The 26,332-nt window shown below is 63.1% G+C and carries 25 protein-coding genes and 1 pseudogene; 14 read left to right on the forward strand and 12 right to left on the reverse strand.

Annotated features, from left to right (window positions below):
• Positions 1 to 209, reverse strand: a 209-nt coding sequence (locus tag HGR_RS17065) for a ferrous iron transport protein A (RefSeq protein WP_006298226.1), incomplete at its 3' end; no start/stop codon positions are given.
• A 153-nt stretch (positions 210 to 362) separates the two neighbouring features.
• Complete coding sequence (gene radA, locus HGR_RS10540; protein WP_006298227.1) at positions 363 to 1,850, reverse strand: DNA repair protein RadA; 1,488 nt, start codon at positions 1,848 to 1,850, stop codon at positions 363 to 365.
• A 51-nt stretch (positions 1,851 to 1,901) separates the two neighbouring features.
• Here radA and HGR_RS10545 point away from each other — a divergent pair, with 51 nt between their 5' ends.
• Positions 1,902 to 2,885: a 2-dehydropantoate 2-reductase gene (locus HGR_RS10545; protein ID WP_039853228.1), complete on the forward strand. Its 984-nt coding sequence runs from the start codon at positions 1,902 to 1,904 to the stop codon at positions 2,883 to 2,885.
• Between the two features lie 99 nt (positions 2,886 to 2,984).
• Positions 2,985 to 3,911, forward strand: a complete 927-nt coding sequence (locus tag HGR_RS10550) for a DMT family transporter (protein ID WP_006298229.1) — start codon at positions 2,985 to 2,987, stop codon at positions 3,909 to 3,911.
• Positions 3,912 to 3,953: 42 nt separating this feature from the next.
• Here HGR_RS10550 and alr read toward each other — a convergent pair whose 3' ends face one another.
• Positions 3,954 to 5,087, reverse strand: coding sequence for an alanine racemase (gene alr, locus HGR_RS10555; RefSeq protein ID WP_006298230.1), 1,134 nt, complete (start codon positions 5,085 to 5,087; stop codon positions 3,954 to 3,956).
• Between the two features lie 197 nt (positions 5,088 to 5,284).
• Here alr and lplT point away from each other — a divergent pair, with 197 nt between their 5' ends.
• Both lplT and HGR_RS10565 read left to right on the forward strand, forming a co-directional pair.
• Positions 5,285 to 6,556, forward strand: coding sequence for a lysophospholipid transporter LplT (gene lplT, locus HGR_RS10560; protein WP_006298231.1), 1,272 nt, complete (start codon positions 5,285 to 5,287; stop codon positions 6,554 to 6,556).
• A gap of 8 nt (positions 6,557 to 6,564) precedes the next feature.
• Positions 6,565 to 7,476: a DMT family transporter gene (locus HGR_RS10565; protein WP_006298232.1), complete on the forward strand. Its 912-nt coding sequence runs from the start codon at positions 6,565 to 6,567 to the stop codon at positions 7,474 to 7,476.
• A 57-nt stretch (positions 7,477 to 7,533) separates the two neighbouring features.
• Here the strand turns inward: HGR_RS10565 and HGR_RS10570 are convergent, their stop codons facing one another.
• A complete protein-coding gene (locus tag HGR_RS10570; RefSeq protein WP_006298233.1) occupies positions 7,534 to 8,346 on the reverse strand; it encodes a helix-turn-helix transcriptional regulator in 813 nt (270 codons plus the stop codon).
• Positions 8,347 to 8,426: 80 nt separating this feature from the next.
• Here HGR_RS10570 and HGR_RS10575 point away from each other — a divergent pair, with 80 nt between their 5' ends.
• Positions 8,427 to 8,891: a DUF3237 domain-containing protein gene (locus tag HGR_RS10575; RefSeq protein ID WP_006298234.1), complete on the forward strand. Its 465-nt coding sequence runs from the start codon at positions 8,427 to 8,429 to the stop codon at positions 8,889 to 8,891.
• 56 nt (positions 8,892 to 8,947) lie between these two features.
• Complete coding sequence (locus tag HGR_RS10580) at positions 8,948 to 9,940, forward strand: Bug family tripartite tricarboxylate transporter substrate binding protein (RefSeq protein ID WP_006298235.1); 993 nt, start codon at positions 8,948 to 8,950, stop codon at positions 9,938 to 9,940.
• A 57-nt stretch (positions 9,941 to 9,997) separates the two neighbouring features.
• Here HGR_RS10580 and HGR_RS10585 read toward each other — a convergent pair whose 3' ends face one another.
• Positions 9,998 to 10,360 carry a DUF2917 domain-containing protein gene (locus HGR_RS10585; protein ID WP_050797442.1) on the reverse strand — a complete coding sequence of 121 codons (363 nt, stop codon included), beginning with the start codon at positions 10,358 to 10,360 and terminating at the stop codon, positions 9,998 to 10,000.
• 214 nt (positions 10,361 to 10,574) lie between these two features.
• Here HGR_RS10585 and HGR_RS10590 point away from each other — a divergent pair, with 214 nt between their 5' ends.
• The gene (locus tag HGR_RS10590) at positions 10,575 to 12,044 is read left to right on the forward strand and encodes an aminotransferase-like domain-containing protein (protein ID WP_237701403.1); all 1,470 of its coding nucleotides are present in this window, start codon (positions 10,575 to 10,577) and stop codon (positions 12,042 to 12,044) included.
• A gap of 108 nt (positions 12,045 to 12,152) precedes the next feature.
• Here the strand turns inward: HGR_RS10590 and glcF are convergent, their stop codons facing one another.
• The 4 genes from glcF to glnK all read right to left on the reverse strand — a co-directional run bounded on the left by glcF (position 12,153) and on the right by glnK (position 16,584).
• The gene (gene glcF / locus HGR_RS10595) at positions 12,153 to 13,442 is read right to left on the reverse strand and encodes a glycolate oxidase subunit GlcF (protein ID WP_006298238.1); all 1,290 of its coding nucleotides are present in this window, start codon (positions 13,440 to 13,442) and stop codon (positions 12,153 to 12,155) included.
• Positions 13,443 to 13,450: 8 nt separating this feature from the next.
• Positions 13,451 to 14,551, reverse strand: coding sequence for a glycolate oxidase subunit GlcE (gene glcE / locus HGR_RS10600; RefSeq protein ID WP_006298239.1), 1,101 nt, complete (start codon positions 14,549 to 14,551; stop codon positions 13,451 to 13,453).
• A 196-nt stretch (positions 14,552 to 14,747) separates the two neighbouring features.
• A complete protein-coding gene (locus HGR_RS10605; protein WP_006298240.1) occupies positions 14,748 to 16,211 on the reverse strand; it encodes an ammonium transporter in 1,464 nt (487 codons plus the stop codon).
• 34 nt (positions 16,212 to 16,245) lie between these two features.
• Positions 16,246 to 16,584, reverse strand: a complete 339-nt coding sequence (gene glnK, locus HGR_RS10610; RefSeq protein WP_006298241.1) for a P-II family nitrogen regulator — start codon at positions 16,582 to 16,584, stop codon at positions 16,246 to 16,248.
• Positions 16,585 to 16,954: 370 nt separating this feature from the next.
• Between glnK and HGR_RS10615 the strand changes: the two are divergent.
• A pseudogene (locus HGR_RS10615) lies at positions 16,955 to 17,890 on the forward strand (YifB family Mg chelatase-like AAA ATPase); the annotation flags it as partial.
• A 529-nt stretch (positions 17,891 to 18,419) separates the two neighbouring features.
• Here HGR_RS10615 and HGR_RS10620 read toward each other — a convergent pair.
• A complete protein-coding gene (locus HGR_RS10620; protein ID WP_006298243.1) occupies positions 18,420 to 18,761 on the reverse strand; it encodes a helix-turn-helix domain-containing protein in 342 nt (113 codons plus the stop codon).
• A 262-nt stretch (positions 18,762 to 19,023) separates the two neighbouring features.
• On the opposite strand from HGR_RS10620, the gene HGR_RS10625 reads away from it, so the two are divergent.
• A complete protein-coding gene (locus tag HGR_RS10625) occupies positions 19,024 to 19,566 on the forward strand; it encodes a hypothetical protein (protein WP_138922480.1) in 543 nt (180 codons plus the stop codon).
• A gap of 17 nt (positions 19,567 to 19,583) precedes the next feature.
• Positions 19,584 to 19,766: a hypothetical protein gene (locus HGR_RS10630; RefSeq protein WP_006298245.1), complete on the forward strand. Its 183-nt coding sequence runs from the start codon at positions 19,584 to 19,586 to the stop codon at positions 19,764 to 19,766.
• 347 nt (positions 19,767 to 20,113) lie between these two features.
• Here HGR_RS10630 and HGR_RS17345 read toward each other — a convergent pair whose 3' ends face one another.
• Complete coding sequence (locus HGR_RS17345; protein ID WP_138922481.1) at positions 20,114 to 20,344, reverse strand: hypothetical protein; 231 nt, start codon at positions 20,342 to 20,344, stop codon at positions 20,114 to 20,116.
• Positions 20,345 to 21,022: 678 nt separating this feature from the next.
• Positions 21,023 to 22,426, reverse strand: coding sequence for an exonuclease/endonuclease/phosphatase family protein (locus HGR_RS10645; protein ID WP_138922482.1), 1,404 nt, complete (start codon positions 22,424 to 22,426; stop codon positions 21,023 to 21,025).
• Positions 22,427 to 22,448: 22 nt separating this feature from the next.
• Between HGR_RS10645 and HGR_RS10650 the strand changes: the two genes are divergently transcribed.
• The 4 genes from HGR_RS10650 to HGR_RS10665 all read left to right on the forward strand — a co-directional run bounded on the left by HGR_RS10650 (position 22,449) and on the right by HGR_RS10665 (position 25,886).
• Positions 22,449 to 22,691, forward strand: coding sequence for a hypothetical protein (locus HGR_RS10650; protein WP_006298251.1), 243 nt, complete (start codon positions 22,449 to 22,451; stop codon positions 22,689 to 22,691).
• Between the two features lie 233 nt (positions 22,692 to 22,924).
• Entirely contained in the window at positions 22,925 to 23,869 is a 945-nt protein-coding gene (locus HGR_RS10655) for an ABC-three component system protein (protein WP_006298252.1), read from the forward strand.
• The gene (locus HGR_RS10660) at positions 23,866 to 24,114 is read left to right on the forward strand and encodes an ABC-three component system middle component 6 (protein ID WP_006298253.1); all 249 of its coding nucleotides are present in this window, start codon (positions 23,866 to 23,868) and stop codon (positions 24,112 to 24,114) included. Before HGR_RS10655 ends, HGR_RS10660 begins: the two co-directional genes overlap by 4 nt.
• Positions 24,111 to 25,886, forward strand: coding sequence for an ABC-three component system protein (locus tag HGR_RS10665; RefSeq protein WP_006298254.1), 1,776 nt, complete (start codon positions 24,111 to 24,113; stop codon positions 25,884 to 25,886). Before HGR_RS10660 ends, HGR_RS10665 begins: the two co-directional genes overlap by 4 nt.
• Positions 25,887 to 26,332 lie beyond the last annotated feature (446 nt).

Consider the following 26,332-nt stretch of genomic DNA (forward strand, 5'->3'; position numbering starts at 1 on the left):
CCCCCCCCCGCCCCCGCCAGCGGCTCGCGGCCTCCGGGGCCGCGGCGCATCAGCTGCACCGGCTCGCCGGGAAGGAAGCCCAGTTCACCCAGACGGCGCAGCAGTTGGGGATCCGGTACCCCGCTGGGGTTCAGGCCGATGACGGTGCCGCGAGCGCCTGGCGGCAAATCGGACAGTCGGACGTGGGCAGGGTGTGGAGCGAGAGACATGGCAGGGCCTGTAAGCGGTCAGGCAAGCGATGGGCAATGAGCAAGAGGCAAAAGAGCAGGCAACCGACATCGATTGCGTCGTTGCAAATGATAATGGCTCTCGCCTGGACTGTTCACGCCCCGAACCGCTCTTTACATGCGGTTTGCGCTGGATCAATCCAGCCCGCGCAAGGCCTGGATGGCCTCCTCGACCCGCTCGACCGGGTAGATCGTCAGCCCCTCGATGGCTTTCTTGGGCGCATTGGCCTTGGGCACCACCGCCACGCTGAAACCCAGCTTGGCCGCTTCCTTCAGTCGCTCCTGCCCGCGCGGCGCGGGGCGCACCTCGCCCGCCAGACCCACTTCGCCGAAGGCGATGAAGCCCTTGGGCAAGGGCTTGCCGCGCAAGCTGGAGGTGATGGACAGCAGCACCGCCAGGTCGGCCGCCGGTTCGCTGATGCGCACGCCACCGACGGCGTTGACGAACACATCTTGGTCCATGCAGGCCACGCCCGCGTGCCGGTGGAGCACGGCCAGCAACATGGCCAGACGGTCACGGTCCAGGCCCACGGAGAGGCGGCGCGGACTGGGGCCACCGCTGTCCACCAGGGCCTGGATTTCCACCAGCAGCGGCCGCGTGCCTTCCAGCGTGACCATCACGCAGCTCCCAGGCACGGGCTCCGCGTGTTGCGACAGGAAAATCGCGCTGGGGTTGCTGACGCCCTTGAGGCCTTTTTCCGTCATCGCGAAGACGCCGATCTCGTTGACGGCGCCGAAGCGGTTCTTGATGGCGCGAATCAGGCGAAAGCTGCTGTGCGTGTCGCCCTCGAAATAGAGCACCGTGTCCACCATGTGCTCCAGCACGCGCGGGCCAGCCAGCGCGCCTTCCTTGGTGACATGGCCCACCAGCACGATGCAGGTGCCGCTGGCTTTGGCCGCGCGCGTGAGGTGGGCCGCGCATTCGCGCACCTGGGCCACGGAGCCGGGCGCGGAGGTAAGTTGGTCCGAATAAACCGTCTGGATGGAGTCGATGACGGCCACCGCGGGTTGCTGCGCCTCCAGGGTCGCCAGGATTTTTTCGAGTTGAATTTCCGCCAGCACCTGCACCCGGGAACCTTCCAGCCCCAGGCGCCGCGCCCGCAGCGCGACTTGGGCGCCGCTTTCCTCGCCGGTGACGTACAGAACGCCAGCGCGTTGAGCGTTACCCGCTGCGCGAACTGCTTTGCCGCCGCGCTCTGATTTGCCCACGGCTGCGCTTGCGAGGGTGTCGTCGCTGTCGTGGGACGTCTCGGCGGCACGCAAGCCACCCTGTTCAGCACGCTGCAGGTTGTCCAACGCCTGCAGCAACAGCGTGGACTTGCCAATGCCCGGGTCACCCCCAATCAGCACCACGCCGCCTTCGACGATGCCGCCGCCCAGCACCCGGTCCAGCTCGTCCAGGCCGGTGGGAGTGCGCTCCACGTCGGCCGCTTCGATGTCGGCCAAGGCCTGCACTTCGGCGGTCCGAGCCAGCGCCGCGAACCGGTTCTTCGCCGGCGCGCTGGTCTCGGCCACGGTTTCGACCAAGGAATTCCAGGCTTTGCAGTGCGGGCATTGGCCCAGCCATTTGCTGCTGGTGCCGCCGCATTCGCCGCAGGTGTAGACCGTCTTTTCTTTTGCCATCCGCCCATCTTAGCCTATGACTGTATGAAATCACAGTTCTATGATGGTTCCATGGAATACCGCAACGTCTGCATTTATGGGGCCGGCGCCATCGGGGGCTGGATCGGCGCGGGCCTGGCCGCCGCGGGCTTGAAGCTCAACGTGGTCGCACGGGGCGCGACGCTGGAAGCCTTGCGCCGCGACGGTCTGCGCCTGAGCCACCAGGGCGTCACGACCGCCCATGCCGTGCGCGCCGAGAGCGAGCCGGCCCGGCTGGGCGTGCAGGACCTGGTGGTGATCGCCGTGAAGGCCCCGGGCCTGGCCGAGGTGGCGCGCCACATCGCGCCCTTGCTCGGGCCCGACACCGTGGTGCTGACCGCGATGAACGGCGTGCCCTGGTGGTTCTTTCACGGTTTCGGCGAGCGCTGGCAAGGCACGCCCTTGCGCAGCGTCGATCCCGAAGGGGCGATCGCCCGGGCGATTCCAGCGGCCCAGGTCGTCGGCAGCGTGGTGCATGCCAGCTGCACGCTGGACGGCCCGGGTCACGTGCGGCGGCATGCGGGCAACAAACTCATCCTCGGCGAACCCGCGGGCGGGACCAGCGTGCGCTTGAGCGCTTTGGCCGATCTGCTCACACACGCCGGTTTCGAGGCGCCGGTGTCTCCGCAGATCCAGAAGGACGTCTGGTACAAGCTCTGGGGCAATATGACGGTCAACCCTGTGAGCGCGCTCACCGGGGCAAGCACCGACCGCATCCTCGATGACGAACTGGTGCGTGGCTTCATCACCGCCGTGATGCTCGAGGCCAAGGAGATCGGCGCGCGCCTGGGCATCCCCATCACCGACAGCCCCCAGGACCGGCATGCCGTCACGCGCAAGCTCGGCGCCTTCAAGACCTCGATGCTGCAGGATGTGGAGGCCGGCCGGCCGGTGGAGCTGGACGCGCTGGTGGCCGCTGTGCGCGAGCTGGGTCAGCTCACTGGCGTCGCCACGCCCTCGACGGACGCCTTGCTCGGCCTGGCGCGTCTGCACGCTCGCACCCACGGGCTTTATTGACCAAACACAGACGCGAGAGACGCCACAGCGGCCCAGCGGCCCAGCGGCCCAGCGGCCCAGCGGCAAGCCTTGCTCCCATCCCACACACGACGCTTCCCGATGTCCGCCACCCCGACCCGTGCCCTGAGCGCCACGGCCTTCACCACCCTCCTGCTCATCGCCTGCATGATGGGCGCCAACCACGTGGCCGCGCGCTTCGCTTTCAACCATGGCGTGGACGTGGCGACCGCCGTGGTGTTTCGCAGCGGCATCACCACCCTGGTGATGTTGGCGCTGCTGCGGGCGCAAGGCGTTGCGCTGGCGTTGACGGGACGCCAGCAGCGCGCGCTGCCCCTGATCGGCTTGGTCATCGGCTTGCAGAGCCTGTGCCTCTACTCAGCCGTGGCGCGGCTGCCCGTGGCCCTGGCCCTGCTGGCCTTCAACACCTTCCCGCTCTGGACGGCGCTCTGGGCCCGTCTGATCTACCGCGAACGCCCCTCGCCCTTGCTGTTGAGGGTGATGCCGGTCATCCTCTTGGGTCTGATGCTGGCGCTCGACGTGCTGGGTGCGGCCTCGGGCTTGGGCGCGGGCGCGCAGTGGCAGCGCATCGGCGCGGGCGTCGCCTACGCGCTGGCCGCGGCGGCCCTGTTCGGTATCGCGCTGGTTCTGACGCAGCATGAATCCCAGGGCGTGGACGGTCGGGTGCGCACGGCCTTCACCATGGGCGTCGCGGGCCTGGTGGCGCTGCTCACCGTCGTGCTGCAGGGCGGCTTTCACCTGCCCGTGGCGGTGGACGGGTCGGGTGCGGTGGCTGGCTGGATCGGGTTGGGTCTGCTGACCCTGCTCTATGGCACGGGCATCACCCTGCTGCTGACCGTGCTGCCGCGCCTGGGCGTGGTGGGCAACTCAGCCATCATGAACGTGGAGCCGGTGGCGGCCCTGGTGCTGGCCTGGCTGGTCCTGGACCAAGCCATCGCGCCGGTGCAGCTGGCAGGCGCGCTGATCGTGGTGGGCGCCGTGATGACGCTGGGCTTGCGCAAGCGCTGAGCGCGCACTGAACCCGCGCGGTGGCCTGCGCGAACGCGAGGTTCAGTCCGTCACTTCGACCGGAACGCGCAGCGCCAGCGCGCACATCAGCTCGTAGCTCAGGGTGCCCGCGGCCCGCGCGACTTCGTCGATGTCCAGCACGGCGCCGTTGCCAGCCTGGCCCCAGAGCGTGACCTCGCTGCCGACATCGGCGGCCAAGCCGGCCTGCCGCACAGGCTCCAGGTCCACGGTCAGCATGTCCATGCTCACGCGCCCCACCAGCCGGGTGCGCACACCATCGACCAGCACGGGCGTGCCCGTGGGCGCGACGCGCATGTAGCCATCGGCGTAACCACATGCGACCACGCCCACGCGCATGGGCTGCTGCGCCGTGAAGGCCGATCCATACCCCACGGTATCGCCAGCTTGCAGCTGTTGCACGCCGATGATGCGGCTGCGCAGCGTCATGGTTGGGTGCAGATCCCAATGTGCCGCGTCGTGCTCGGGATAGTCCGGCGCGCTGCCGTACACCGCGATGCCGGGGCGAACCCAGTCGGAGCGCAAGCCCTCGGCGTCGCTTGAGGTACGGCCCTGCGCGCCCATGTGACGCAAGGTGGCGGCGCTGTTGGCCAGGCTGCGTTCACCGGGCAAATCCTGCGTGGTCGCGTTGAAGAGCGCGAGCTGCGAAGCAATGCCGCGCGGGCCATCGGCGTCGCTGAAGTGGGTGATGAGCGTGATTTCCTCGACCTGGGGCAGAGCATCGAGCCGCGCCCAGGCGGCACGGAAGGCCTCGGGCCTGAAGCCCAGGCGGTTCATGCCACTGTTCATCTTCAGGAAGACCCGGTGCGGGGCATGGGTCTTGTGCATGGCCAGCCAATCGATTTGCCGCGTCTCGTGCACGACGTGCCAGAGCCCCAGGCGCGAGCACAGCTCCAAGTCGCGCGGATCGAACACGCCTTCCAGCAGCAGGATGGGGCCTCGCCAACCCAGGGCGCGCACGCGCTCGGCCTCGCCCAGATCCAGCAGGGCAAAACCGTCGGCGCCCCGCAAGCCCTCGTAAACACGTTCGATGCCATGCCCGTAGGCATTGGCCTTGACCACGGCCCAGACCTTGGCATCGGGCGCGGCGGCGCGCGCGCGCGCCAGGTTGTGGCGCAGGGCGCCGGTGTGAATCAGGGCTTGTATGGGGCGAGGCATAAACGCAACAGGCGCGCGGGTGGGCAGGTCATTTCAATCACGTTCGCGGAATTGTGACAGCATGCACCATGCTATAACCCCGGCGGCGCCCAGCGGCCCACCTCACATTCCTTCTTGTCCGGCCTTTCTTTCCCAGCGCGCATCCCTCCCCCGGTTTACCGGCTGCTCCGTCTCACCCTGCCTGTGCCCCCCAGCCCATGAAACGCGGCTTCTACACCATCATGTCAGCGCAGTTCTTCAGCTCGCTGGCTGATAACGCGCTGTTCGTCGCCGCGGTGGAGTTGCTGCGCAGCCAGCGCGCGCCCGAATGGCAACAAGCGGCGCTGGTTCCCTTGTTCGCGCTGTTCTACGTGGTGCTGGCACCCTTCGTGGGCGCGTTCGCGGATTCGCTGCCCAAGGGGCGGGTCATGCTCATCAGCAACTCGATCAAGATCATCGGTTGCCTGATGATGCTGTTTGGCACCCACCCCCTGCTGGCTTACGCCATCGTCGGTCTGGGCGCCGCGGCTTATTCGCCAGCCAAGTACGGCATCCTGACCGAGTTGCTGCCCGCCTCGCAGCTGGTCAAGGCCAACGGGTGGATCGAGGGCCTGACCATCTCGTCCATCATCCTGGGTGTTTTGCTCGGCGGGCAATTGGTGGGGCCGTCGATTTCGGGCATGTTGCTCACCCTGGATCTGCCCTCCATCGACACCGCCGCCGAATCGGCCATTTCCACCTTGATCCTGGTCTACTTGCTCGCGGCCTGGTTCAACACACGCATTCCACTGACCGGCGCTGAATTGCGCCCCATGCCGCGCAACTGGCTCACGCTGCTGCCCGACTTCTGGAACTGCAACACCCGGCTGTGGAAAGACAAACTGGGTCAGATTTCGCTCTCCACCACGACCTTGTTCTGGGGCGTCAGCGGCAATCTGCGCTACATCGTGTTGGCTTGGGCCGCGGCCGCGCTCGGCTACAGCGTGACGCAGGCCTCGACGCTGGTCGGCGTGGTGGCCATCGGCACGGCGGCGGGCGCCATCATCGCCTCGTTGCGGACCCGTCTGGAGGACGCGCCGCGCCTGCCCCCGCTGGGCGTGGCCATGGGTCTGCTGGTCATCCTGCTCAACTTCATCGACAACGTCTGGGTGGCCGCGCCTTTCCTCGTGCTGTTGGGGGGCCTGGGCGGTTACCTCGTCGTGCCCATGAACGCGTTGCTGCAGCACCGCGGCCACAACCTGATGGGTGCGGGCCGCTCCATCGCCGTGCAGAACTTCAACGAGCAGACCTGCATCCTGGGGCTGGGGTTTTTGTACAGCTTCAGCACGGGCATGGGCGTGTCGGCCTTCAAAGCCATCGCCTGCTTCGGGCTCTTGGTCGCCTGCGTGATGGCCCTGATCCAGTACTGGCATCGCCGCAATGTGCGCGTGCACGCGCAAGAAGTTCAGCGCTTGCTGGACATCGCGCGCAACGACAACCTCCACGGCTGACTGTGTCGATGTCACTTGACCGGTCCCGCCAGCGGGCCGCCTTGGCGTTGCTGCTCAACGCTTTCGTCTGGGGCTGTTCCTGGTATCCCTTCCGCTACCTCGAGGACCGGGGCCTGCACCCCCTCTGGGCCACCAGCCTGATCTACGTGCTTTGCCTGGCGCTCCTGCTGGCCTGGCGCCCCAACGCCTGGCGGCCGCTGTTGTCGTCCCCCTGGCTCTGGTTGCTCATGGCAGCGTCGGGGCTGACCAATGTGAGCTTCAACTGGGCTGTCACCATCGGCGACGTGGTGCGCGTGGTGCTGCTGTTTTATCTGATGCCCGCCTGGTCCGTGCTGCTGGCATGGCTGCTGCTGCGCGAGCGGCCCACGCAGGCGGCTTTGCTGCGCCTGGTTCTGGCATTGGCCGGCGTGGTGATCGTGTTGAAGACTCCGCAATCCGACTGGCCGCTGCCGGTCGGCCTGCCCGACTGGCTGGCCCTCGCGGGCGGTTTCACCTTCGCGCTCACCAATGTGCTGCTGCGCCGCTTGCGCGCCTTGCCCGAGGCGTCGCGCATGGGGGCGATGTTCGGCGGCGGCGCCTTGCTCGCGGCGACGGTCGCGCTGCTGGGGCAATCCCACGGTCTGGCGACTCCACCCCCCACCCCCGCGCTGGGCTGGCTGGTGGTGGCGCTGCTGACCGGGCTGGCCTTTCTGGCGGCCAATGCGGGTCTGCAGTACGGCGCGGCCCATCTGCCCGCCGCGGCGACGTCGCTCATCATGCTGACGGAAGTGATGTTCGCCAGTGTCTCCTCCGTGCTGCTCGGCGCGGCCGAGTTGCAAGCGCGCACGCTCCTGGGCGGCGTGCTGATCCTGCTGGCGGCAGCCTGGGCCGCCTGGCCCGAGCGCGGAAACAGAACGCCGGGCCCAGACACCAGCCACTGAGGCACCTGACCATTCACACCAGACCGTGCGGCCCTAACCTGCGATGCATTCAAGGGCTCATTGCAGGGTTCCGTGGGGACGCAGAACCAAGGCGTACAGCTCGTTGCGAAAGTGGATGCCCAGGCGATCGAACGCCCGGTTGCGGTAGGTCTTCACGCTGGGCACGCTCAAGCCCAGGTCACTGGCGATGCCGTCGTACGTCATGCCGCGCAGCATGCGCACGCAGACGTCCAATTCACGCGGCGTGAGCGCGGGCCGCAGAGCACGCAAGCGCTGCGCCGCCAGCGCGGTTGGCTCCTCGGTCGAGGCAGAGGGACTGGCCAGGTCCACATGCTTGCAGGCCAACGCCATCAAGGCAGGTGCCAGGGTCTCGAAGTCGGCCAGCTGAGCATCACTGAACGGTCGTTGATGCTGATGGCGGTAGAAGTTGACCGCGAACAAGCCATCCTCGCGCGCCTGCACCACCGAGACACGCTCCGCCACACCATGCGCTTCGTAGACACGCGTTCGGTGCTCGGTCGGAACTTCGCGCGCCGTGAGATGGCAGAGCAGGGATTTCGCCTCCTCCAAGCAATCCTCCGCCGTCTCGTTGATCAAGGTGCGGTCGTGCAGATGTGGGCCTGACAGATAAGCCCGCCAGCAGTCTTGCGTGGTGTCGGGCACGCCGAGGCTGCCGGACAAGTACAACTGCGGCACGCAGTGGTGGCCCGTGCGGTACACCGAGAAGGACGCCGCGGGCACGAGAGGTTGGACGGATTCCAGCAGCAGCGAACGAAAGCGAGGCTGGCCCAGTTGCTGGATGAGCCCAGCCAGCAACTGGGCATGGCGTGGCGCGCCGCCAGCGCTGTCGCTGCAGGTCCATTTGCGCATGCGTCTCCTCGCTTGCTTGTTCTGTGCTGTCATCTTAAGGGATGACAACAGGCGCCCACTCGCCGCCCTAAGCTCGCGCCATGTCACTCGCCACCCCTGCCCTGGAATTTTTTGCCGACTTGGCCGTGCGCGTGGGCGCGCCGCAGGAAGTCGGTGTCACCTTGCATGGCCAGCGCCGACTCATCCCCATCCTGGGCGGTGAAGTGCGTGGCGTGGGGTGGACGGCGCAGGTGTTGCCGGGCGGGGCCGACTTTCAATTGACCGTCAGCCCGCGCCTGACCGAACTGGACGCGCGCTACGTGCTCGAAACCGACGGCGGCGACCGGATCTTTGTCCACAACCGGGCACTGCGCGCCGCCGCGCCCGAGGTCACCGCGCAGCTGCTGCGCGGCGAGCCGGTGGACCCGGCACAGGTCTATTTCCGCTGCACTCCCAGTTTCGAGACCGCCTCGCCCGCGCTGGTCTGGATCACCGAGCGTCTGTTCGTGGGCACGGGCGTGCGCCGGCCCGACCGGGTGGAAGTGCGCTTTTTCACCGTGAACTGAAAACCATCGGCGGTCGAACACCGGCATCGCCACATCAACAAACTAGGAGACACACCATGCCCATCCCTTCCCCACTGCGCCGCGCCTTGCTGGCCAGCGCGACCCTGCTCGGCTTGCTGGGCGTCACCCAGGCTCAAGCGCAGAACAGTTATCCCAACCGCCCCGTGCGCATCATCGTCGGCTTCGCGGCAGGCACTGGCCCGGACATCGTGGCGCGACTGCTGGCGCAGAAGCTCTCCGAGGGCTGGGGCGGTCAGGGTGTGATCGTGGACAACAAGCCGGGCGCCGCGGGCCTGATCGCCGCCAGCGAGGCCGCGCGCGCCACGCCCGACGGCTACACCCTGATGCTGGGCGAGACAGGTCAGCTCAGCATCGCACCGAGCAGCTACAACAAGCTGCCCTACGACCCGGCCAAAGACTTCGCCCCCGTGAGCCAGGTGGTCAGCGCCGACTTCGCGCTGCTGGTCAATCCTCAGAAAGTGCCCGCGAAGAACGTCAAGGAATTCGTGAGTTGGGTGCAAGGGCAGAAGGGCCTGTTCATGGCCACTTTCGGCGCGGGCACGCCGGGCCACTTCGGCGCCTTCATGTTCGGAGAGGCGGTCAAGCTCAAGCCCGAGGCTGTGCATTACAAGAGCACCGCCGACGCGCTGGGCGGGCTGTTCAACGGCGACGTGCACGGTGTGTTCGCCAGCGTCGGGCTGGCCACGCCGAATGTGAAAGCCGGCAAGTTGCTGGCCCTGGGCACCACGGGCCCGAGCCGCGCCGCCGCGCTGCCCGACGTGCCCACGCTGAAGGAACAGGGTTATCCGTCGCTGGAGTTCAGCTCCTGGTTCGGCATCGTGGCACCGGCGCAGACGCCACCGGCCATCCTGGCCAAGCTCAGTGCCGACGTGCGCAAGGCCGTCACCGCGCCCGAAGCCCGCGCCAAGCTGGAAGAAGCCGGCTTTCGCGTGACGGGCACCGACGCCGCGGGCTTCGCCCGCATCATGGCCGCCGACACCGTGACCTGGGGCAAGGCCGTGGCCGCCACGGGCTTCAAGGCGGACTGAGACCCGCGGACCCACGAAAGGCCAATGTGCGGGCGCGAGCGGCCCGCACGGCACGCCTCAACCGCGGCGCAGCACGGGGCGCAAGCGCCAAGCGCTCAAGGGCCTGGCCAGCGCTTGAGCCCGGCGCCGATGCTTCGCCGTGCCTTGTCGCAGCAAATCCCAAGTCGTTCTCAGCAGCGGCCACGAGGCCTCGTGGACCAGGCTGACGGTGCCGGACGGAAAGCCCGAGACCAGGGCCAGACCATGGCTGACGATGCGCACACGCTCACCCGGGGACAGAAAGATGTCCTCGGGCTGCCCGGTGACGGTGATCCAGAGCCGCCCCTGTGTGCATTCGATCCAGCAACCCCGCGCCCGGTGAAACGCCACCGGTGTGTCTCCGTCCAGTTGCAGTCGCCCCTGCCCCAGCGATAACCACATGCCGCACCTCCGTCGTGTTGTTGATGAAGAGCGGCCAGTCTAGGGAGGGACGCACGCGCAATACAGTCTCAATACCGCAAAATTGTGATCGGCACAGTCGTGAAAGCGGGCGACTGTGCTGGTGATGTCGCCCCCCAACTGTGTCTGTCCAAGGCTGGGGCCTGCACCGACAATACCCACCCACCGTCGTTTCCCTCCCATCCAGGACAGCCGCATGGCTATGGCTCCCTCACAGGTCAGCGCGAAAAATCCCATGGAGTTGCGCTACCAACGTCTGGCCCAGGAGTTGTCCACCATGATCGCCACGCGCATCCTGCGCCCGGGCGATCGTTTGCCATCCGTACGGCGTCTGGCCAGCGAGAAGCGCTTGTCGGTGTCGACCGTGGTGCAGGCGCTGCGCCAGCTGGAAGACGATGGACAGATCGAGGCGCGCCCGCAGTCCGGCTTCTTCGTGCGCCTGCCCGCGCTCGAACAGCTATCGCCCCCGGCGGCGCTGTCGCGCCGTGCCATCCACCCCGTCACCGTCGACATCAGCAACCGGATGATCGGCATCCGCGCGCTGAACTATCAACCCGACATGGTTCCACTGGGCGCCGCGTTGCCCGCAAACGAGCTGCTGCCCATCGCCCAGTTGCAAAAGCTCTACCGCACCGTCAGCCGAGACGCACCCAGCTTGCTGCAGGTGTCCGCGCACACCTCCTTGAATCAGCAAGAGTTGGTGCGGCAGCTGGTGCGGCACTCGCTCAATTGGGGGCCTCCGCTGGCCCCCGAGGAACTGGTGGTCACCAACTCCTGCACGGAATCCTTGGCGCTGTGCCTGCGCGCGGTCACGCAGCCCGGCGACACGGTGGCGGTGGAGTCGCCTTCGTATTACCTGGTGCTGCAACTGCTTGAGAACATGGGCTTGAAAGCCCTGGAGATTCCCACCCACCCACGCACCGGCGTGTCGGTGGACGCACTTGAACTGGCCACCCGCGCGCGTCGAGTCGCCGCATGCCTGCTGGTCGCCAATTTCAGCAACCCGCTGGGCTGCTTGATGCCGGACAGCGAGAAAAAACGTCTGGCCGATCTGATGGCGGCCCGGCAGATTCCGATCATCGAAGACGATGTGTTCGGTGGCCTGCATTACGGCGCGCAACGTCCCTGGCCGATCAAGTCGTTCGACACCAGCGGCAACGTGCTGCTGTGCGCCTCCACGTCCAAGACCCTGAGCCCCTCCTTGCGCTTGGGCTACGTCGCTGCGGGCCGTTTCCACGCGCGGGTGGTGGTGCAAAAAGCCCTCAACTCCGGCGCCACCAATCCCGTCACGCAGGTCGTGCTGGCGCGCTACCTGGCGTCCACGGCCTGCGATCGTCACTTACGGAATCTCCGACACACCATGGAGCGGCAGGTGCTGCGAATGTCCGATCTGGTTCAGCAAACCTTTCCGCCGGGCACGCGTCTGTCGCAGCCCCAAGGGGGGCTCGTGCTCTGGGTCGAGTTGCCGGACGGTCGTGATGGCAGTCGCTTGCACGAGCTGGCCACCGCCGCGGGCATCGCGTTCGTGCCCGGCGACATGTTCTCCGCCAGTGGCCTGTACCGCAACTGCCTGCGCCTCAACTGCGGCAACCCATGGAGCCCGCGCATCGACGAAGCGGTACGCACGCTGGGCCGCTTGGCTGCAAGCTTGCCCAAGGCCTCATAGGGCTGGCGCAAGACAAGTTGGCCCCGGTTGCGCGGACCGGCTCGCGGGACTCGGGGCCGGGCCGATGGATGAAAGGCAACGCCCTCACGGGCCAAATGCTCGGCGAGGTCAATGGGCGCTGGCGCGGGTCAACGCGTCGTCCAGCACCTCGTCCAGCACCTCCACCCAATGCCGCACCGGCATCTCGGTGCCGCTTTGCAGATGGGTGATGCAGCCGATGTTGGCCGAGACGATGGTCTGCGGCTGAAGCTCGGCCAGATGGCCGAGCTTGCGGTCGCGCAGCTGATGGGCAATCGCGGGGTTCAGCACGGAGTAGGTGCCCGCCGAGCCGCAGCACAGGTGCGACTCCATGCGCGCGACGTTGATCGTGAAGCCAAGTTCACCCAGGTGCTTTTCCACGCCGCCGCGCAGCTTCTGCCCATGCTGCAAGGTGCAAGGCGGGTGGTAGGCCAGCATCGGCGCGGCTTGCTGCAGTGCCTGCGTCAGCTCAGGGCGGCCGGACTTCAAGCGCGCCACGATGTCGGGCAGCAGCTCACTCAGGTCTTTCGTCAATTCGCTGATGCGTCGGGCTTTGTCCGCATACGCCGGGTCGTCCTGCAGCAGATGCCCGTAGTCCTTGACGGTCACGCCACAGCCGGAGGCATTCATGACGATGGCCTCCACGCCAGCTCCTGCGCTCGCGCCCCTCGGCTCGACAAAAGGCCACCAGGCATCGATGTTGGCCCTCATCTGGGACTTCGCCGCCTCTTGATCATTGAGGTGGAACTTCAGCGCGCCGCAGCACCCCGCCTCGGGAGCCACCAGGGTCTGGATGCCCACGGCGTCCAGCACACGGGCGGTGGCGCTGTTGATGTTGGGCAGCATCGCGGGCTGGACGCAGCCTGAGAGCATCAGCACCTGGCGCTTATGTGTTCGCGCGGGCCAAGCGCCAGCATCCTGCTTCGCCGGCACCTTGGCCTTGAGCGCCGCGGGCAACACACCCCGCACGGCTTGGCCCAGTTTCATCGCGGGCGCGAACAGCGGCGAGTTCAGGCCCAGCTTCAAGGTCCATCGCAGCGCACGCTCCGATGCGGGTCGCGGCACTTTGTCCTCGACGATCTTGCGGCCGATATCGACCAGCTGGCCGTACTGAACGCCGCTGGGGCAAGTGCTTTCACAGTTGCGGCAGGTCAGGCAGCGGTCCAGGTGCAGCTGGGTGCTGCGCGTGGGTGCCTCGCCCTCGAGCACCTGCTTGATGAGGTAGATGCGGCCGCGCGGACCGTCCAATTCGTCACCGAGCAGTTGGTAGGTCGGACAGGTCGCGGTGCAAAAGCCGCAGTGCACGCACTTGCGAAGAATGGCTTCGGCAGCTTGGCCATCGGCCGTGCCTGCGAACTCGGGGGCGAGATGGGTTTGCATGGAATGGCTCAGAAGTCCGGATACATCCGGCCCCGGTTGAAGATGCCCGCTGGATCAAATTGCTGCTTCAGCGCGCGGTGGATGCGGTCCAAGGGAGCGGCCAGCGGCGTGAACACGCCCCGCGCCTTGTCGTGCTCACGTGTCACGCGAAACAGCGTGGCATGCCCGGCGATCTCGTTCAAACGGTCAGCGTCTCCGTGCAAGGGCAGCTTGAGCCAGCGCTGCGCGCCGTGCCACTCGATCAGCGTCGGGCCCAGGTTCAGGGCGGGCGCGGTGTCGGGCACGCTCAGGCGCAACAAGGCCTCGCCCTCCCGCAAGCGGAAGAAGGGCGCGGTCTGATCGCGCAGCGCCTGCCAAAGACGCGCGGCTTGCGCGTCGTCCAGTCGCTGCCCACCCAGATTTTTGCAAGCGGACTCGACCGCGGCACGCGCGCCACGCAAGCGCAGCATCAAGGCGCCGTCGTGCCAGCACGAGGCATTGAGCGGCAGGGCTTGCCCGGCCCAGGTGTTGAGCCGCGTCAACGCCTCGGATTCATCCAGTTCAAAGACCAGCGTGGCCTCGGCCACCGCGCACGGCAGCACCTTGAGGCTGACCTGGGTGATCACCCCCAAGGTGCCCAGCGAGCCCGCCAGCAGGCGCGACACGTCGTAACCCGCCACGTTTTTCATGACCTGGCCCCCGAAGGTCAACAACTCGGCCTTGCCGTTGAGCAGCTGAGCGCCCAGCACGTAGTCGCGCACCGCGCCCACGCTGGCGCGTGCCGGGCCATTGAGCCCACTGGCCACCATGCCGCCCACGGTTGCGGCGCTTGGCGTGGCCTCAGCGAGGTCCTCACTGAAATGCGGGGGTTCGAAAGGCAGGTACTGGTGGTGCTCGGCCAGCGCGGCCTCCAGCTCGACCAGTGGCGTGCCCGCGCGCACGGTGACCACCAGCTCACTGGGTTCATGACTCACGATGCCGGCATGAGCGCGCGTGTCCAGGATTTCACCTTGCAGCGCCTGTCCGTAGAAGTCCTTGCTGCCTCCGCCTCGGATGCGCAAAGGGGTCTCGTCGTCAAGGGCGGCGCGCACGCGGGCCACGAGGTCTTGCAGGGCCGGTTCTACTTGCATCGCGTGATGTTAATCCAGGCCTCACGACGCCTGCCGGCCTGCCGCTGGTCGGCAAGCGCCGGCGCGCCCCCATAAAAAAAGCCCGCCAGAGCCGTAGCTCTCGCGGGCTGAACCAGAGGAGACTCTCGCTTGCTCCGGCTGGCAGCTCGCTTGCGCGCAGCTACCGGCCTTTGCTCTTTGCAGGTCCCTCGGCGTATCAGCGGTTGTACGCGCTTTCGCCGTGGGCCGTGATGTCGAGACCTTGGCGTTCGTCTTCTTCGCTCACGCGCAGGCCAATGGTCAGGTCAACGATCTTGTAGGCGATGTAGGAGACCACGGCCGACAGGATCACCGTGGTGATGACGCCCTGGAACTGAATCCAGACTTGGCCGCCGATCGAGTAACCATCGGCCACCTTGTTGGCGACGTAGTCGTACACGCCCGTGCCGCCCAGGGAAGGCGCGGCGAACACGCCGGTGAGCAGGGCACCCAGGATGCCGCCCACGCCGTGCACGCCGAACACGTCCAGCGCGTCATCGGCACCCAGCAACTTCTTGAGACCCGTGACACCCCACAGGCAGACGAGACCGGCCAGCAACCCGATGATCAGCGCGCCCATGACGCCCACGAAACCGCAAGCCGGGGTGATGGCCACCAGGCCCGCAACGGCGCCGGAAGCAGCGCCCAGCATCGAAGCCTTGCCCTTGAACAGGGCCTCGGCGGTGATCCAGGACAGCGTGGCCGCAGCCGTGGCAATCAGCGTGTTGATGAAGGCCAGGGCGGTCAGGCCGTTGGCTTCCAGGTTGGAGCCGGCGTTGAAGCCGAACCAGCCCACCCACAGCATGGCGGCGCCGACCATGGTCAGCGTCAGGCTGTGCGGGGCCATGGCTTCCTTGCCAAAACCCAGACGCTTGCCCAGCACGTAGGCACCGACCAGGCCAGCGACGCCAGCGTTGATGTGCACCACGGTGCCGCCGGCGAAGTCCAGCGCGCCCTTGGCCCACAGCATGCCGGCACCCGCGGCGACCTTGTCCAGGGAAGCGGCATCGGTGATCGCGTCAGGACCCGCCCAGTACCAGACCATGTGCGCCACGGGCAGGTAGCTGAAGGTGAACCACAGCACGCAGAACAGCAGCACGGCGGAGAACTTGATGCGTTCGGCGAAGGAACCAACGATCAGCGCGCAGGTGATGGCCGCGAACGTGGCTTGGAAGGCAACGAAGGTCAGTTCGGGGATGTAGACGCCCTTGCTGAAGGTGGCGGCCAGCGAATCGGTCGTCACGCCCTTGAGGAAGAGTTTGTCGAAGGTGCCGTAGAAGGCTCCATCACCACCGAAGGCCAGGGTGTAACCGTAGATCACCCAGAGCACATAAATCAGGCAGGTCACGACGAAGACTTGCATCAGCACGGACAGCATGTTCTTGCTGCGCACCAGGCCGCCGTAGAACAGCGCCAGGCCGGGGATCGTCATGAAGATCACGAGCGCGGTGGAGATCGTCATCCAGGCGGTGTCGCCCTTGTTGGCAGTGGGTGCAGGCGCGGCTTCAGCGGCGGCGGGCGCTGCGGCAGCAGGCGCGGCAGCGGCGGGAGCAGCCTCGGCGGCCGGGGCGGTCTGCGCCCAGCTCACGGAGCCGGCCAACAGGCCCAGCCCCACGACGAGTGAGAGGAGTAGTTTTTTCATGGGAGTTTCTCTTGGTCTCTTGGTTGAATGGATGTCAGAGTGCTTCCTTACCGGTTTCACCAGTACGGATACGGACAACCTGCTCCAGGTCATACACAAAGATCTTGCCGTCGCCGATCTTGCCGGTGCGGGCAGAACCTTCGATGGCTTCGATCACGCGTTCGACCAGCTCGTCAGCGACGGCGGCCTCGATCTTGACCTTGGGAAGAAAGTCCACGACGTACTCCGCGCCGCGGTACAGCTCGGTGTGACCCTTCTGGCGACCGAAGCCCTTGACCTCGGTCACGGTGATGCCTTGCACCCCGATCGCCGAGAGGCCTTCACGCACCTCGTCGAGCTTGAAGGGTTTGATGATGGCGGTAACGAGTTTCATGCGTTCTCCTGGTTTGAAATTCAAGCCCGGCTGCGCGCGGCAAACGCCAGACGGTAGTGCGGATTTGCAAGGAACGTGCCACCTTGCCGGGGCTGCGTTTCCCTGGTCAGCTCTCGTCCGGGACTGTGGTTTTTCCCCACGTTCATGACCGAGTCCCGGTTTCGATCGCCGGGCTTGATCATTTCCCTTCCATCCATCCTGTCAATCCGCCTCGTCACCTTCGCACGCTCCATGCCCGATGTCGCCCATCTGAATGCACCATTTATGTGCAAATATTCACATCCATTCCCAGATCGAGGCCATTTCGCCATGGAATGCGCACCGACTTCACCTTGCCGTCCCCGATCTGCACCGTTTTAAGGAGGTTTGCATGAGCCTCTCTTTGGTGCGCAGCCGGGCGCTGCGCGGGCTCGAAGCCGCGGCCGTGAGTGTGGAAGTGCATCTGGCGCCCGGTTTGCCGAGCTTCACGCTGGTCGGATTGGCGGAAACCGAGGTCAAGGAAGCGCGCGAGCGGGTGCGCGCCGCCCTGTTGCACAGCGGCTTGGTGTTCCCGCACGACCGCCGCATCACGGTCAACCTGGCTCCCGCCGATCTGCCCAAGGATTCCGGGCGCTTTGACCTGCCAATGGCCCTGGGCCTGCTGGCGGCCAGCGGACAGATCGACGGTGCGGCCTTGGCCACTTACGAGTTCGCCGGAGAGCTGTCGCTGTCGGGCGAACTGCGCCCGGTGCGCGGCGCATTGGCCATGGCCTTGGCGCTGCGCGGACAAGCCACCCGCCTGGTGCTGCCCCCGGGCAGCGCAGAGGAAGCCGCGCTCGCGCCCGATGCCGAGATCTACCGCGCCACGCATTTGCTCGACGTGGTGCGGCAGTTCCTGCCCGCGGACGGCGCGCCCCCGCACGACGATGATTCCGGGTGGACACGCCAAACACGCCCCGCGCTGCCGCACGCGGTGCCGGCCGCGCCTGATCTGGCCGAGGTCAAAGGCCAGGCCGGCCCCAAGCGCGCGCTGGAAATCGCCGCGGCGGGCGGGCACAGCCTGCTGCTGAGCGGCCCGCCCGGGACCGGCAAGTCCATGCTCGCCGAGCGTCTGGCTGGCCTGCTGCCGCCCATGAGCACGGACGAGGCGCTGGAAAGCGCCGCCTTGCTCAGCCTGGCCGGGCGCTTTGCCCTGGAGCGCTGGGGCCAGCGGCCCACCCTGCGCCCGCACCACACGGCCAGCGCCGTGGCCCTGGTGGGCGGCGGCGTGCCACCAAAACCGGGTGAAATCTCACTCGCGCACCACGGCGTGTTGTTCCTGGATGAGCTCGAGGTTACCTAGACTCTCATCTGTGTGTTGTTCGAGATACTTCCTCTAGTTCCAAACTCGAACCTCTCTCAATATTGATTCATACCTCCCCACAGTGCGTTGCCCGTCATATTTCCACGCTGTTTCCAGAGGCAAGACAGCTCAGTCCTTGATACACGGCTAGCCTCTCAGGCTCGGTAATTTGATTTTGAGATAGGTACTAGCTATATCCTAGCCAGGCACCAAATTGGACCAAGCGCGCAACAAGAACTGCTTAGGAGTAGCTGAGATAGAGGCGGCGATGCGGAATTTTGAGTCTCCTGCTTGGTCGTCAATCTGACTCAGGGCACATCATTGGTGGATACGAACTCAGTATTGAAGCGGAAGGCTGGCCAACCTGAATGGCCCAGATATAGACAATGAGCCTAGCCGCAAAGGTAGCGTGCTTACATGACTGCTTAAGCTTGTGGTTGGATGAACGAGCCACTACAAGATTTGGCCGTGGGCTCGTACACCCTATGGCGTCATTCCATTGAGTAGGCAAGGCTCAGGTGCTCAACTCTGCCATCAATCTACGCTGCTCCGCTTTGCTCATCTGTGCCCATAGCAGGATCAGCCTGGCCAAATCGTCGTCATTACAAAAAAGGAACGTGGGTGGAACGTTCAACACTTTGGCGATCTTCACAGCTAAGTCATAGGGCGCAGCGTGCGTTCCTGTTTCATATCGGCTGATACGGGCACTGGCCGTTGTCTCATCCAGGCCAATAGCCACCCCAAGCTTGTCCTGCGGGATGTCAGCCTGAATCCGCGCTTGGCGCAAGCGCAGACCGAAAACTGATGCAGGATGCTTCTGGGGACGGAGAGACACCCTACGATATTCGTAGGGCATAATGCATTCGTCTCTACGAATATCGTAGATATTGAGTGCGAATCAGAATCTGGGGAATCACATGAATCGGCAGAGGAGTCGCTTAGCCCAAGTTGGGGCAATGATCGTTGGCATGAGGTGGTTTTGGACTTGTGTTGCCGTCGTGGGTCTTACTGGGTGTGCAGGGAGTCTGAGCACGAAAGTAGATGAGAGCCAAGCTCTGATTCAAGTTACGCCTCCTAGGCAATGGCTGTGCGCTCTGAACGGTAAGGAAGCGGGCTTCTTGGACAGAGAGGTAACCGCCAAGCCGGGATTGCATGAGGTGACCGTAGGCATACAGGATTGCGCTCACAGGAATGTTTTCAATCTGACAGTTTCGGCAGGATTGATTTATCGGTTCTCTGCTGACTTGAGAGCCTTGGATGTTTTCAATAATTCGGGCAGACGCGTGGATAGACTGTTTCTGAACCCGAATGATCGGCGGACGTTCGTGAGTCTTGAGGAGTCGCAACGTGCTCGGGACGAACAACTGATACAGCGGCAGGAGCAGCAAGCAGCGGCACGGGCAGCGGAGAAGCAAAGAAAGATTGCTAACTTGCCCTACATCCGAAAAGTTGGCGCGCAGATTTGCCGGGAATGGCCGTACAGCATTGGGCACGGACAGATTTCGGTGATTGAAGTCGGTTACGTCGAAGGAGTCACCAACGACAAGGTTCAAATCCGGATTTCCCGTGCTTATTTGAAGGTAGCTCCAAATAGCAGCCCTGGCGGCTTTCAGCCATCCATCATCTGGGATGACCCGATGAATTGGGACCTGTGCCAGTGAGCGACTGGAGTAACTGAATGGGCATTTTTACAGCCGCTGTCATCAGTTCCGTCTTGAGTTTGATCTCCGGGGATTCAATGACGGTGGTGTGCGTGGAAGACGGTGTACGTTCGCAAGGCGAGGTACGCGCGACCAGCATCACTCCGCCGCTGGTTGAACAGCCGTTCGGCATAACTGCCCAAGACGAATTGACGCTGTAATGCCGAGGGAAAGAAATGGCGGTCACTCTGGTTTTTACGCTTGGGCCATGCTGTTCAACGCGCGCAAGTGAAATGCGATGGGCGCGACGTGGTGCAATGGATGCTCACAAGGGGCGTGGCTTGGGCCAACCCCTCTCCGCCCAGCACGCACGACCACCTGCTCAAGGAGCTAAAGCAGCAATCTTGCCAGAACTGCATTGGTATCTGGTCTCAGAAACGTCCGGTGCCCCGTGATCGCGCATGGGATCTTAAGAAGCGGTCCTGTGAGCAGCACGAACTGCTGATTCGAGTGCTCGCCCTGCAGCAGATTGTTGAAACCCGGAATCCGGCAACTGACCCCCTCAATGCTACCCGTCAAGATTAGAAGTCTTGTCGTCGAACTTCGGGATCGAACCGAGAAAGGCTTGATCACGTGGAACTATGACGATGAAAATTCCACTGTTACAACCGACCAATTGAGGTTCATCTTCTCTATCAACTATCGCTTCGACGAAGTGGAGGAGGTCGGGTGCTTCAACATCAAGCATGTGGACAAGAGCTCTCGAAAAGCGCACTTCTTCTCCACGGCCCAGTTTCACGGGGATTACGAACTAGTTCGCACATTGTTTGACAGCGGTCAATCCTCCAACCTTGAACTTGACTTGGACTTCTGAGTCGCTAGGCCGATGTGGTCGCAGTGCGCTGCTGGACAAGACGCTGGCTATCAATGAAATCCGGGAACTCATGAGAGCTTCTCGATCAACATCCCCCATATCTGATGCCACTCTCAAGGCATGGATCGCGGAAGGTCGGAGCTGACAATTGAAGTCGAAACAGATAGCACTTATTCTTTGCATTGCCGCTTCACTCGCAGGGTGTGATCGCACGCCTATGGCTACCGATGACACGGCCTCTTACGTTTTGCCACCCGAGCTGCAAGACTGCAAGATATTCCGATTGGTACCAGAAGAAAACGAAAAACGTTCTCTCTACGTGGTGAGGTGCCCCAACTCATCCACCACCACAGGCTGGGTTACGCAGCGTCAGTATGGGAAGCAAACCACGTCTGAGGATGTAAACGTGACATTGACTTCTAAGTAGGCATGCTGTCGTCAAGGGCAGCTCGTGGCCGAATACACCCTATTAGGCCTCTGCCAATTTTGCTTCTGCACCTCGCTTGCCCAGTTTTTAACCTTAGCGATTCGATCTAGCTGATTGGCCCTCGGCGTTAAATTTCGCTGAGATCTGTCCCAAGTGGTGCAGTTTTTCAGTCACGCTCACTGATCCAGAGCGACAAAATGCGGGCAGTGGTCTGATGGAACGGCATCCTGGGGGGTAACGACCATTGGAGTGTTCTCTCCTATGCGGCGGTAGTTGTAGCGGCTCATAACAAAGCTGGTCTTTTTCAGACGCTGCGCGAGAGCTGCGGACACCAGGATATGGTCAATGCCGTCATGGGCTAACGAGGCAACCGCCTCAACGATCTTCTTTCCGTCCTCACGCTTGTAGCGGCCTGAAGACTTGAGTACGCATGCTCCTCTAGAGTTCTCGGGATACTGCCCCCGTACCATTTTGAGTTCAGTGCCTTGCTTGGTCGTAAAAATGGAGCGGATGAAACTGGCACCTGCTGGATCACCATCACTGATCTCGGGCATAAGCCGCTCAACGGGCGATGAGCATTCTGTTTTGCCGTCTCGTGCATTGAAGCTGCACTTTAAAGGCGTCTTGGGATCTGTGTTGTCACTTCGTGCGGTCTTGCTGTCTTCCCCTTGGAGGTTGCGATTGAAATCCCCGAGCACGACGAACTCTTCCTTGGCTGCGGCGCGCTCATCAACCCAGCGTTCGAGCACGGGCACCTGGGCCAGCATCGCGTTGCACTCCGCTTGCTGGCGCTCGAAGTCCTCCGCGCTGTGGTAGTCCCTCTTTAAAGGGTTTGTAATGTCTGCAGACCGACACCCGGCTTTTAAGTGCACTCCTAGGAACCGGACCGGTTTGCCTGCGACATCTGCCGTGAAGTCCAGGCCAGGTCTGACCGGGTGACGGCCTGGGCCTACGCTGGAGAGTTCTCCATATGCATGTACGTTTCTGACCCGGGCAGGGTTGTCCTTGGGGTAGGCCACGGCCAGTTGTTGGGGGATCTCAGGTGAGCCAGTAAGCCCTTTTGTGGAACTCACCTCCCAGTTTGGTGGAAGTATCTGGCGCACAGCGTCTTCGTCGAAGACTTCCTGCAGAACAAGCACATTGATTTTGCCTTTGGCTAGCTCAGCTGCCATTTTGCGCAGATGCTGCAGCTTGATGTCGTACTGGGACCAACCGCCGCTGAGGTCGAGGCTGACACGACAAGGGTGGTTGGGGCCGTAGCGAGGAGCATCTGGCCATCCTTCTATCTTGCTCGCATCTTCGATCAGGCAGCTGTCTGGGGGGAACATCATGCCGTTGTGAACGTTGCAGTATGGCAGGCCCTTGAGTTCCTCACGGGCCTTGTCGCGCAAGCTGGCGTCGGAGATCTTGGAGACATCGGAGGGCCATCCGAAGCGCTTACATGTGCTGGTCCAGGTCTCATAGGTGGGCTTTGCCATTAACCAAGCCACGTTCCAGGTGGCTACGACAGTTTGTGCTGAGACTGCGCTCGACATCATCCCAATGGCAATAGCGATCGCATAAACTTTCCATCTTTGCATGTTGATTCCCTCCCGGAGACCCATGCTAGGAGAGTCTTCGCTGGTTAGCAAGGGCATCCGCAAACTTGAGCTGCCATGTCCCAGTCTTGATTTCCTGGAGGCCGTTTGGTTGTGTCAGGCCTTTGTAGCCGCGCTGACGCTTTTTGAACATATCGACCGCTTCATGCACAAGGGGCGGGTGAAGATTGCCGATCTGAGGTTTGAGGGCCGCGTGATCATCGAGCCATCGGGCGTTGGCGCCGGCCAGCGGGCGACCGACCGGTAACTTCATCCGTTGAATGTCTGCTCTCTTGGTCGGAGAGAGCCCGCAATGGGTGTCGGATTCAACCGGTCGGTGGATGGAACCTTGCATCATTCGCGCTTAGACCACGATGAAATTTCGGCTGTCAGCGCATTCCTATCGCATGGCAAAATCGATCCACGACACGTAATGCGTCGCGACGGGGCTATCGCTAGAGCACATCGATGCGCGCGACCTAAGGGCAGGACAACGTCGACATGCAACCAAGTCAAGAAATTTCAAGTGATCAGCGCAACTGGTGGCGGATCCTTTTGGAACTGCGGCTACGCCAATCTCATGGCGACGCATTCCAAGAATTCTTCTCGGTCGTAATGGGGCATCGTCATGGGAGCGACTTTGTCCGCGTGAGGGCCTACGGTAGCCTTGGTGACAAGGGCTGCGATGGCTACCTGCAAACAACGGGTCAGCTCTTCCAGTGCTACGGCGCACTAAACGGCGAAACCAACAAGGTTTCAACGCTGACCAAGAAAATCAATGACGACTTCGCAACAGCCAAAACGAAGCTCGGCAGCATCATGAAAGAATGGCACATGGTGCTCAACCTCATCGACGGTGTTCCCGTAGAGGCGGTCGAGACGCTCGAAGCACTGAAGGCGGCGAACCCGACTATCAAGATCGGCCTGATTGGCAAAGAAGGTTTTGAGGAACGGGTTTTTGGACTGAGTGGTGAGCGCATCGCCTCATTGCTCGGCCCCACCGCAACGCCCGTCGAAACAAAGAATCTTGACGTTGCTGCCCTGCGCAAGTTGGTTGACGAACTAGCCTTGTCAGCCGCCCCGCCTCCCGAGTCTGTGGACTTGAATCTCGTGCCTGTCAGCAAGCTCACCCACAACGGTCTACCTACGCACTGGCAGATGTTCGTCCGGAGCGGCTGGGTAAACACGCCTATAGTTGCGTCGTACTTCGCCCGGCATCCAGATCCGTTAAAGGGAGACCATGTCGGGACCCTGCTTACTCAGAAGTACCAGTCACTAAAAGCGCAGAACCTCACGCCCGGCACCATCATGACCTCGCTTCTTGAGTTGGTCACAGGCCAGGGGCCTGTGTCGCCACAGAATCAGGTTGCTGCTCAGGCTTTGCTGACACACTTCTTCGAAAGCTGCGACATCTTTGAACGCGAACCGATAGCGAGCCAATCATGATCCTGCCGACGAAGCATTTGCCCCCGGATCGCGCATTGCTCGGGATCGGCGCCGAAATACTAGGCCAGCTGGTGGAGCCGCGTTCGGTATCGGAGCTGTGGGAAGCAGTCAAAGAGGCCCGCAGCAGGACTCCCTGTCCAGCGCCGCTTTCCTTCGACTGGTTTGTGCTGGCTTTAAATCTCCTGTACGCTATCTCGGCCGTCGACCACAGCAATGGCATCCTCCGACGGGAGGTGTCGCAATGATCCTCGGTATCGAGAGCTCGCTGCCGACCTTTAAGACGGTCAATTTTCACGAGGGCCTTAACGTCCTGCTGTCGGACAAGAACCTCACGTCAACTGACAAGAAGACTCGTAACAGCGCGGGTAAGACCAGTCTGGTGGAGATCATTCACTTCTTGCTTGGCGCTGACTGTGACAAGGATTCTCTGCTGCGCGACAAGGACCTTATACAGCACACATTCAAAGGCCGATTTCGAATCGGAGGCGAACTATTTACGGTTGAGCGCGGTGGGGGTGATCCCAGCAAGATTTTTCTGCTGTCTGGGGGTGAGGATCGACAAGAACTCCCGAAAAAGATCGACAAATCAAGTGGCCTCTTCTTTGTGTCCTACGTCAACTGGCGTGTGTTCTTGGGCCATCGCATGTTTGGTCTACCACCCAATGACCAGGGTACAGCTTTCGAAGAGTCCTACACGCCTACGTTCCGATCGATGTTTTCATACTTCGCCCGACGGTGGGGCTCGGGTGGCTTTGTCGCTGCAGAGCGCCACGCAGAAAAGCAACGTCGATGGGACTGGCAGGTAAACCTCTCTTATCTTTTTGGGTTGGACTGGCAAATTCCCTTCGACCTGAACAAGGTTCGTGTCCGTGAGAAGACCCTCGGAGAGCTCCGCAAGGCGGTCAAGGACGGCGCGCTTGGACAAGTCGTTGGCACGGTTGCGGAGCTGCGCCCGCAAGTAGCCATCGCGCAGCTCAAAGCCGACAAGCTTAAGGAACAACTCGCAGCCTTTCAAGTTCACGATAGCTACAGGGAGTTGTCACGGCGAGCTGCGCAGGCCAAGGCCGAGATGCAGTCGATAGCTCGGCACAACATCTCGCTTGAGGAGAATCTAGAACATCTTGAAGCGGCGCTTCAGTCGGAGAAGCCACCCCAACGCTCGGACATCCAGCAGCTTTATGCGGCGGCGGGGATCGAACTGCCTGGCATGGCCCTACGCCGGTTCGACGATGTTGGAGCCTTCTATGAGTCGGTGGTCTCGAACCGCCGCATCCATCTTGAGAACGAGATTGCTGCCGTGAAGGCGCAACTCGTCGAGCAGCAAGGACGTGCCGCACGCCTCGACGCGGAGCGAAGCGGCATTCTGAAGAGCCTTGAAGGACGAGGCGCCTTAGACGATTTCCTAGACCTGCAGCGCGACTTTGCGGTCGCGGAAGCAAACGCTGCAGCACTCAACGAGCGTTTCAAGGCAGCTGAGGTACTAGAAGGTGAAACTACCAAACTAGAGATTGACCGGGCAAATATTCAGCGACGCTTGCAAGACGACCACCGGCTGCGCTCTGGCGTGCTGACCCAGGCCATCGTCATCATCGCAAAAGCCATCTCACGCCTGTATGACGACCGCACGGGCCGGTTCGTGGTAGAAGCCACGGACAATGGTCCCGAGTTCCACATCTCAATTGAGGGTGACCGAGGTGGCGGCATATCCAAGGTCGAAATCTTCTGCTTCGACCTAGCCCTCTTCGAGGTGGTCACAGCCCGCTTCGGAGGCCCGGGCTTCTTGCTGCATGACAGCCATCTCTTCGACGGTGTGGATGAGAGGCAAATCGCCGGGGCGCTGCAACTTGGCCGCGAAGCAACCACGGGGAAGAACCTTCAGTACATCGTCACCATGAACTCCGATATCTTCGCCAGGCTACCGATGCCAGAGGACTTTGACGTATCCACGGTCGTACTTGAAACTCGGCTGTCTGACGAAGGCGAGGCAGGCGGACTGTTTGGTTTCCGGTTCGGCTAGACGGAGATCCTGGCAGCACCGCGCTCCGGGCCAACCCGAATCCTGGACCCGACCCAAAGGGTACTCGCATCAAGAGTCGAACGTCGCCAAACAGCCTTGACCGTTCATCAATCCAAGCAATCACTTCGGACGGTACCGTAGGCCGGGTGTGGACGGTGCTATGACGCTTCATCGGTTTGTTGCATGGAAGCAATTCCGTTCCGCTTGGAACCATAACCGTGCCGAAAAAGTGTCAGCTTGGGGCCTGGCGCGGGGCGGCCTCAAGTCTGCCCAGCAAGAGCATCAGGGCCTAAGCGATTGAATTTCGGGGGTTTTTGTCTGACGCGGCATTTGCGACACCGGGCAGTGGATTCTGGCGTTGGGCCAAAACCGCCGGAAGCAAAACCGTTCCGGCCTAAAAAGAAGCATAAGCGTTCCGAAGCGGAACATTTATGGTTCCAGCGACA

Origin of the sequence: Hylemonella gracilis ATCC 19624 (assembly GCF_000211835.1) — a bacterium.
In the GTDB taxonomy this organism is placed as follows: Bacteria; Pseudomonadota; Gammaproteobacteria; order Burkholderiales; family Burkholderiaceae_C; genus Hylemonella; species Hylemonella gracilis.

Bases quoted from the DNA above. Each gene is read 5' to 3' on its own strand.
- radA (WP_006298227.1), bottom strand. From the start codon at position 1,850: ATGGCAAAAGAAAAGACGGTCTACACCTGCGGCGAATGCGGCGGCACC.
- HGR_RS10545 (WP_039853228.1), top strand. From the start codon at position 1,902: ATGGAATACCGCAACGTCTGCATTTATGGGGCCGGCGCCATCGGGGGC.
- HGR_RS10550 (WP_006298229.1), top strand. From the start codon at position 2,985: ATGTCCGCCACCCCGACCCGTGCCCTGAGCGCCACGGCCTTCACCACC.
- alr (WP_006298230.1), bottom strand. From the start codon at position 5,087: ATGCCTCGCCCCATACAAGCCCTGATTCACACCGGCGCCCTGCGCCAC.
- lplT (WP_006298231.1), top strand. From the start codon at position 5,285: ATGAAACGCGGCTTCTACACCATCATGTCAGCGCAGTTCTTCAGCTCG.
- HGR_RS10565 (WP_006298232.1), top strand. From the start codon at position 6,565: ATGTCACTTGACCGGTCCCGCCAGCGGGCCGCCTTGGCGTTGCTGCTC.
- HGR_RS10570 (WP_006298233.1), bottom strand. From the start codon at position 8,346: ATGCGCAAATGGACCTGCAGCGACAGCGCTGGCGGCGCGCCACGCCAT.
- HGR_RS10575 (WP_006298234.1), top strand. From the start codon at position 8,427: ATGTCACTCGCCACCCCTGCCCTGGAATTTTTTGCCGACTTGGCCGTG.
- HGR_RS10580 (WP_006298235.1), top strand. From the start codon at position 8,948: ATGCCCATCCCTTCCCCACTGCGCCGCGCCTTGCTGGCCAGCGCGACC.
- HGR_RS10585 (WP_050797442.1), bottom strand. From the start codon at position 10,360: ATGTGGTTATCGCTGGGGCAGGGGCGACTGCAACTGGACGGAGACACA.
- HGR_RS10590 (WP_237701403.1), top strand. From the start codon at position 10,575: ATGGCTATGGCTCCCTCACAGGTCAGCGCGAAAAATCCCATGGAGTTG.
- glcF (WP_006298238.1), bottom strand. From the start codon at position 13,442: ATGCAAACCCATCTCGCCCCCGAGTTCGCAGGCACGGCCGATGGCCAA.
- glcE (WP_006298239.1), bottom strand. From the start codon at position 14,551: ATGCAAGTAGAACCGGCCCTGCAAGACCTCGTGGCCCGCGTGCGCGCC.
- HGR_RS10605 (WP_006298240.1), bottom strand. From the start codon at position 16,211: ATGAAAAAACTACTCCTCTCACTCGTCGTGGGGCTGGGCCTGTTGGCC.
- glnK (WP_006298241.1), bottom strand. From the start codon at position 16,584: ATGAAACTCGTTACCGCCATCATCAAACCCTTCAAGCTCGACGAGGTG.
- HGR_RS10620 (WP_006298243.1), bottom strand. From the start codon at position 18,761: ATGCCCTACGAATATCGTAGGGTGTCTCTCCGTCCCCAGAAGCATCCT.
- HGR_RS10630 (WP_006298245.1), top strand. From the start codon at position 19,584: ATGGGCATTTTTACAGCCGCTGTCATCAGTTCCGTCTTGAGTTTGATC.
- HGR_RS10645 (WP_138922482.1), bottom strand. From the start codon at position 22,426: ATGCAAAGATGGAAAGTTTATGCGATCGCTATTGCCATTGGGATGATG.
- HGR_RS10650 (WP_006298251.1), top strand. From the start codon at position 22,449: ATGCTAGGAGAGTCTTCGCTGGTTAGCAAGGGCATCCGCAAACTTGAG.
- HGR_RS10655 (WP_006298252.1), top strand. From the start codon at position 22,925: ATGCAACCAAGTCAAGAAATTTCAAGTGATCAGCGCAACTGGTGGCGG.
- HGR_RS10660 (WP_006298253.1), top strand. From the start codon at position 23,866: ATGATCCTGCCGACGAAGCATTTGCCCCCGGATCGCGCATTGCTCGGG.
- HGR_RS10665 (WP_006298254.1), top strand. From the start codon at position 24,111: ATGATCCTCGGTATCGAGAGCTCGCTGCCGACCTTTAAGACGGTCAAT.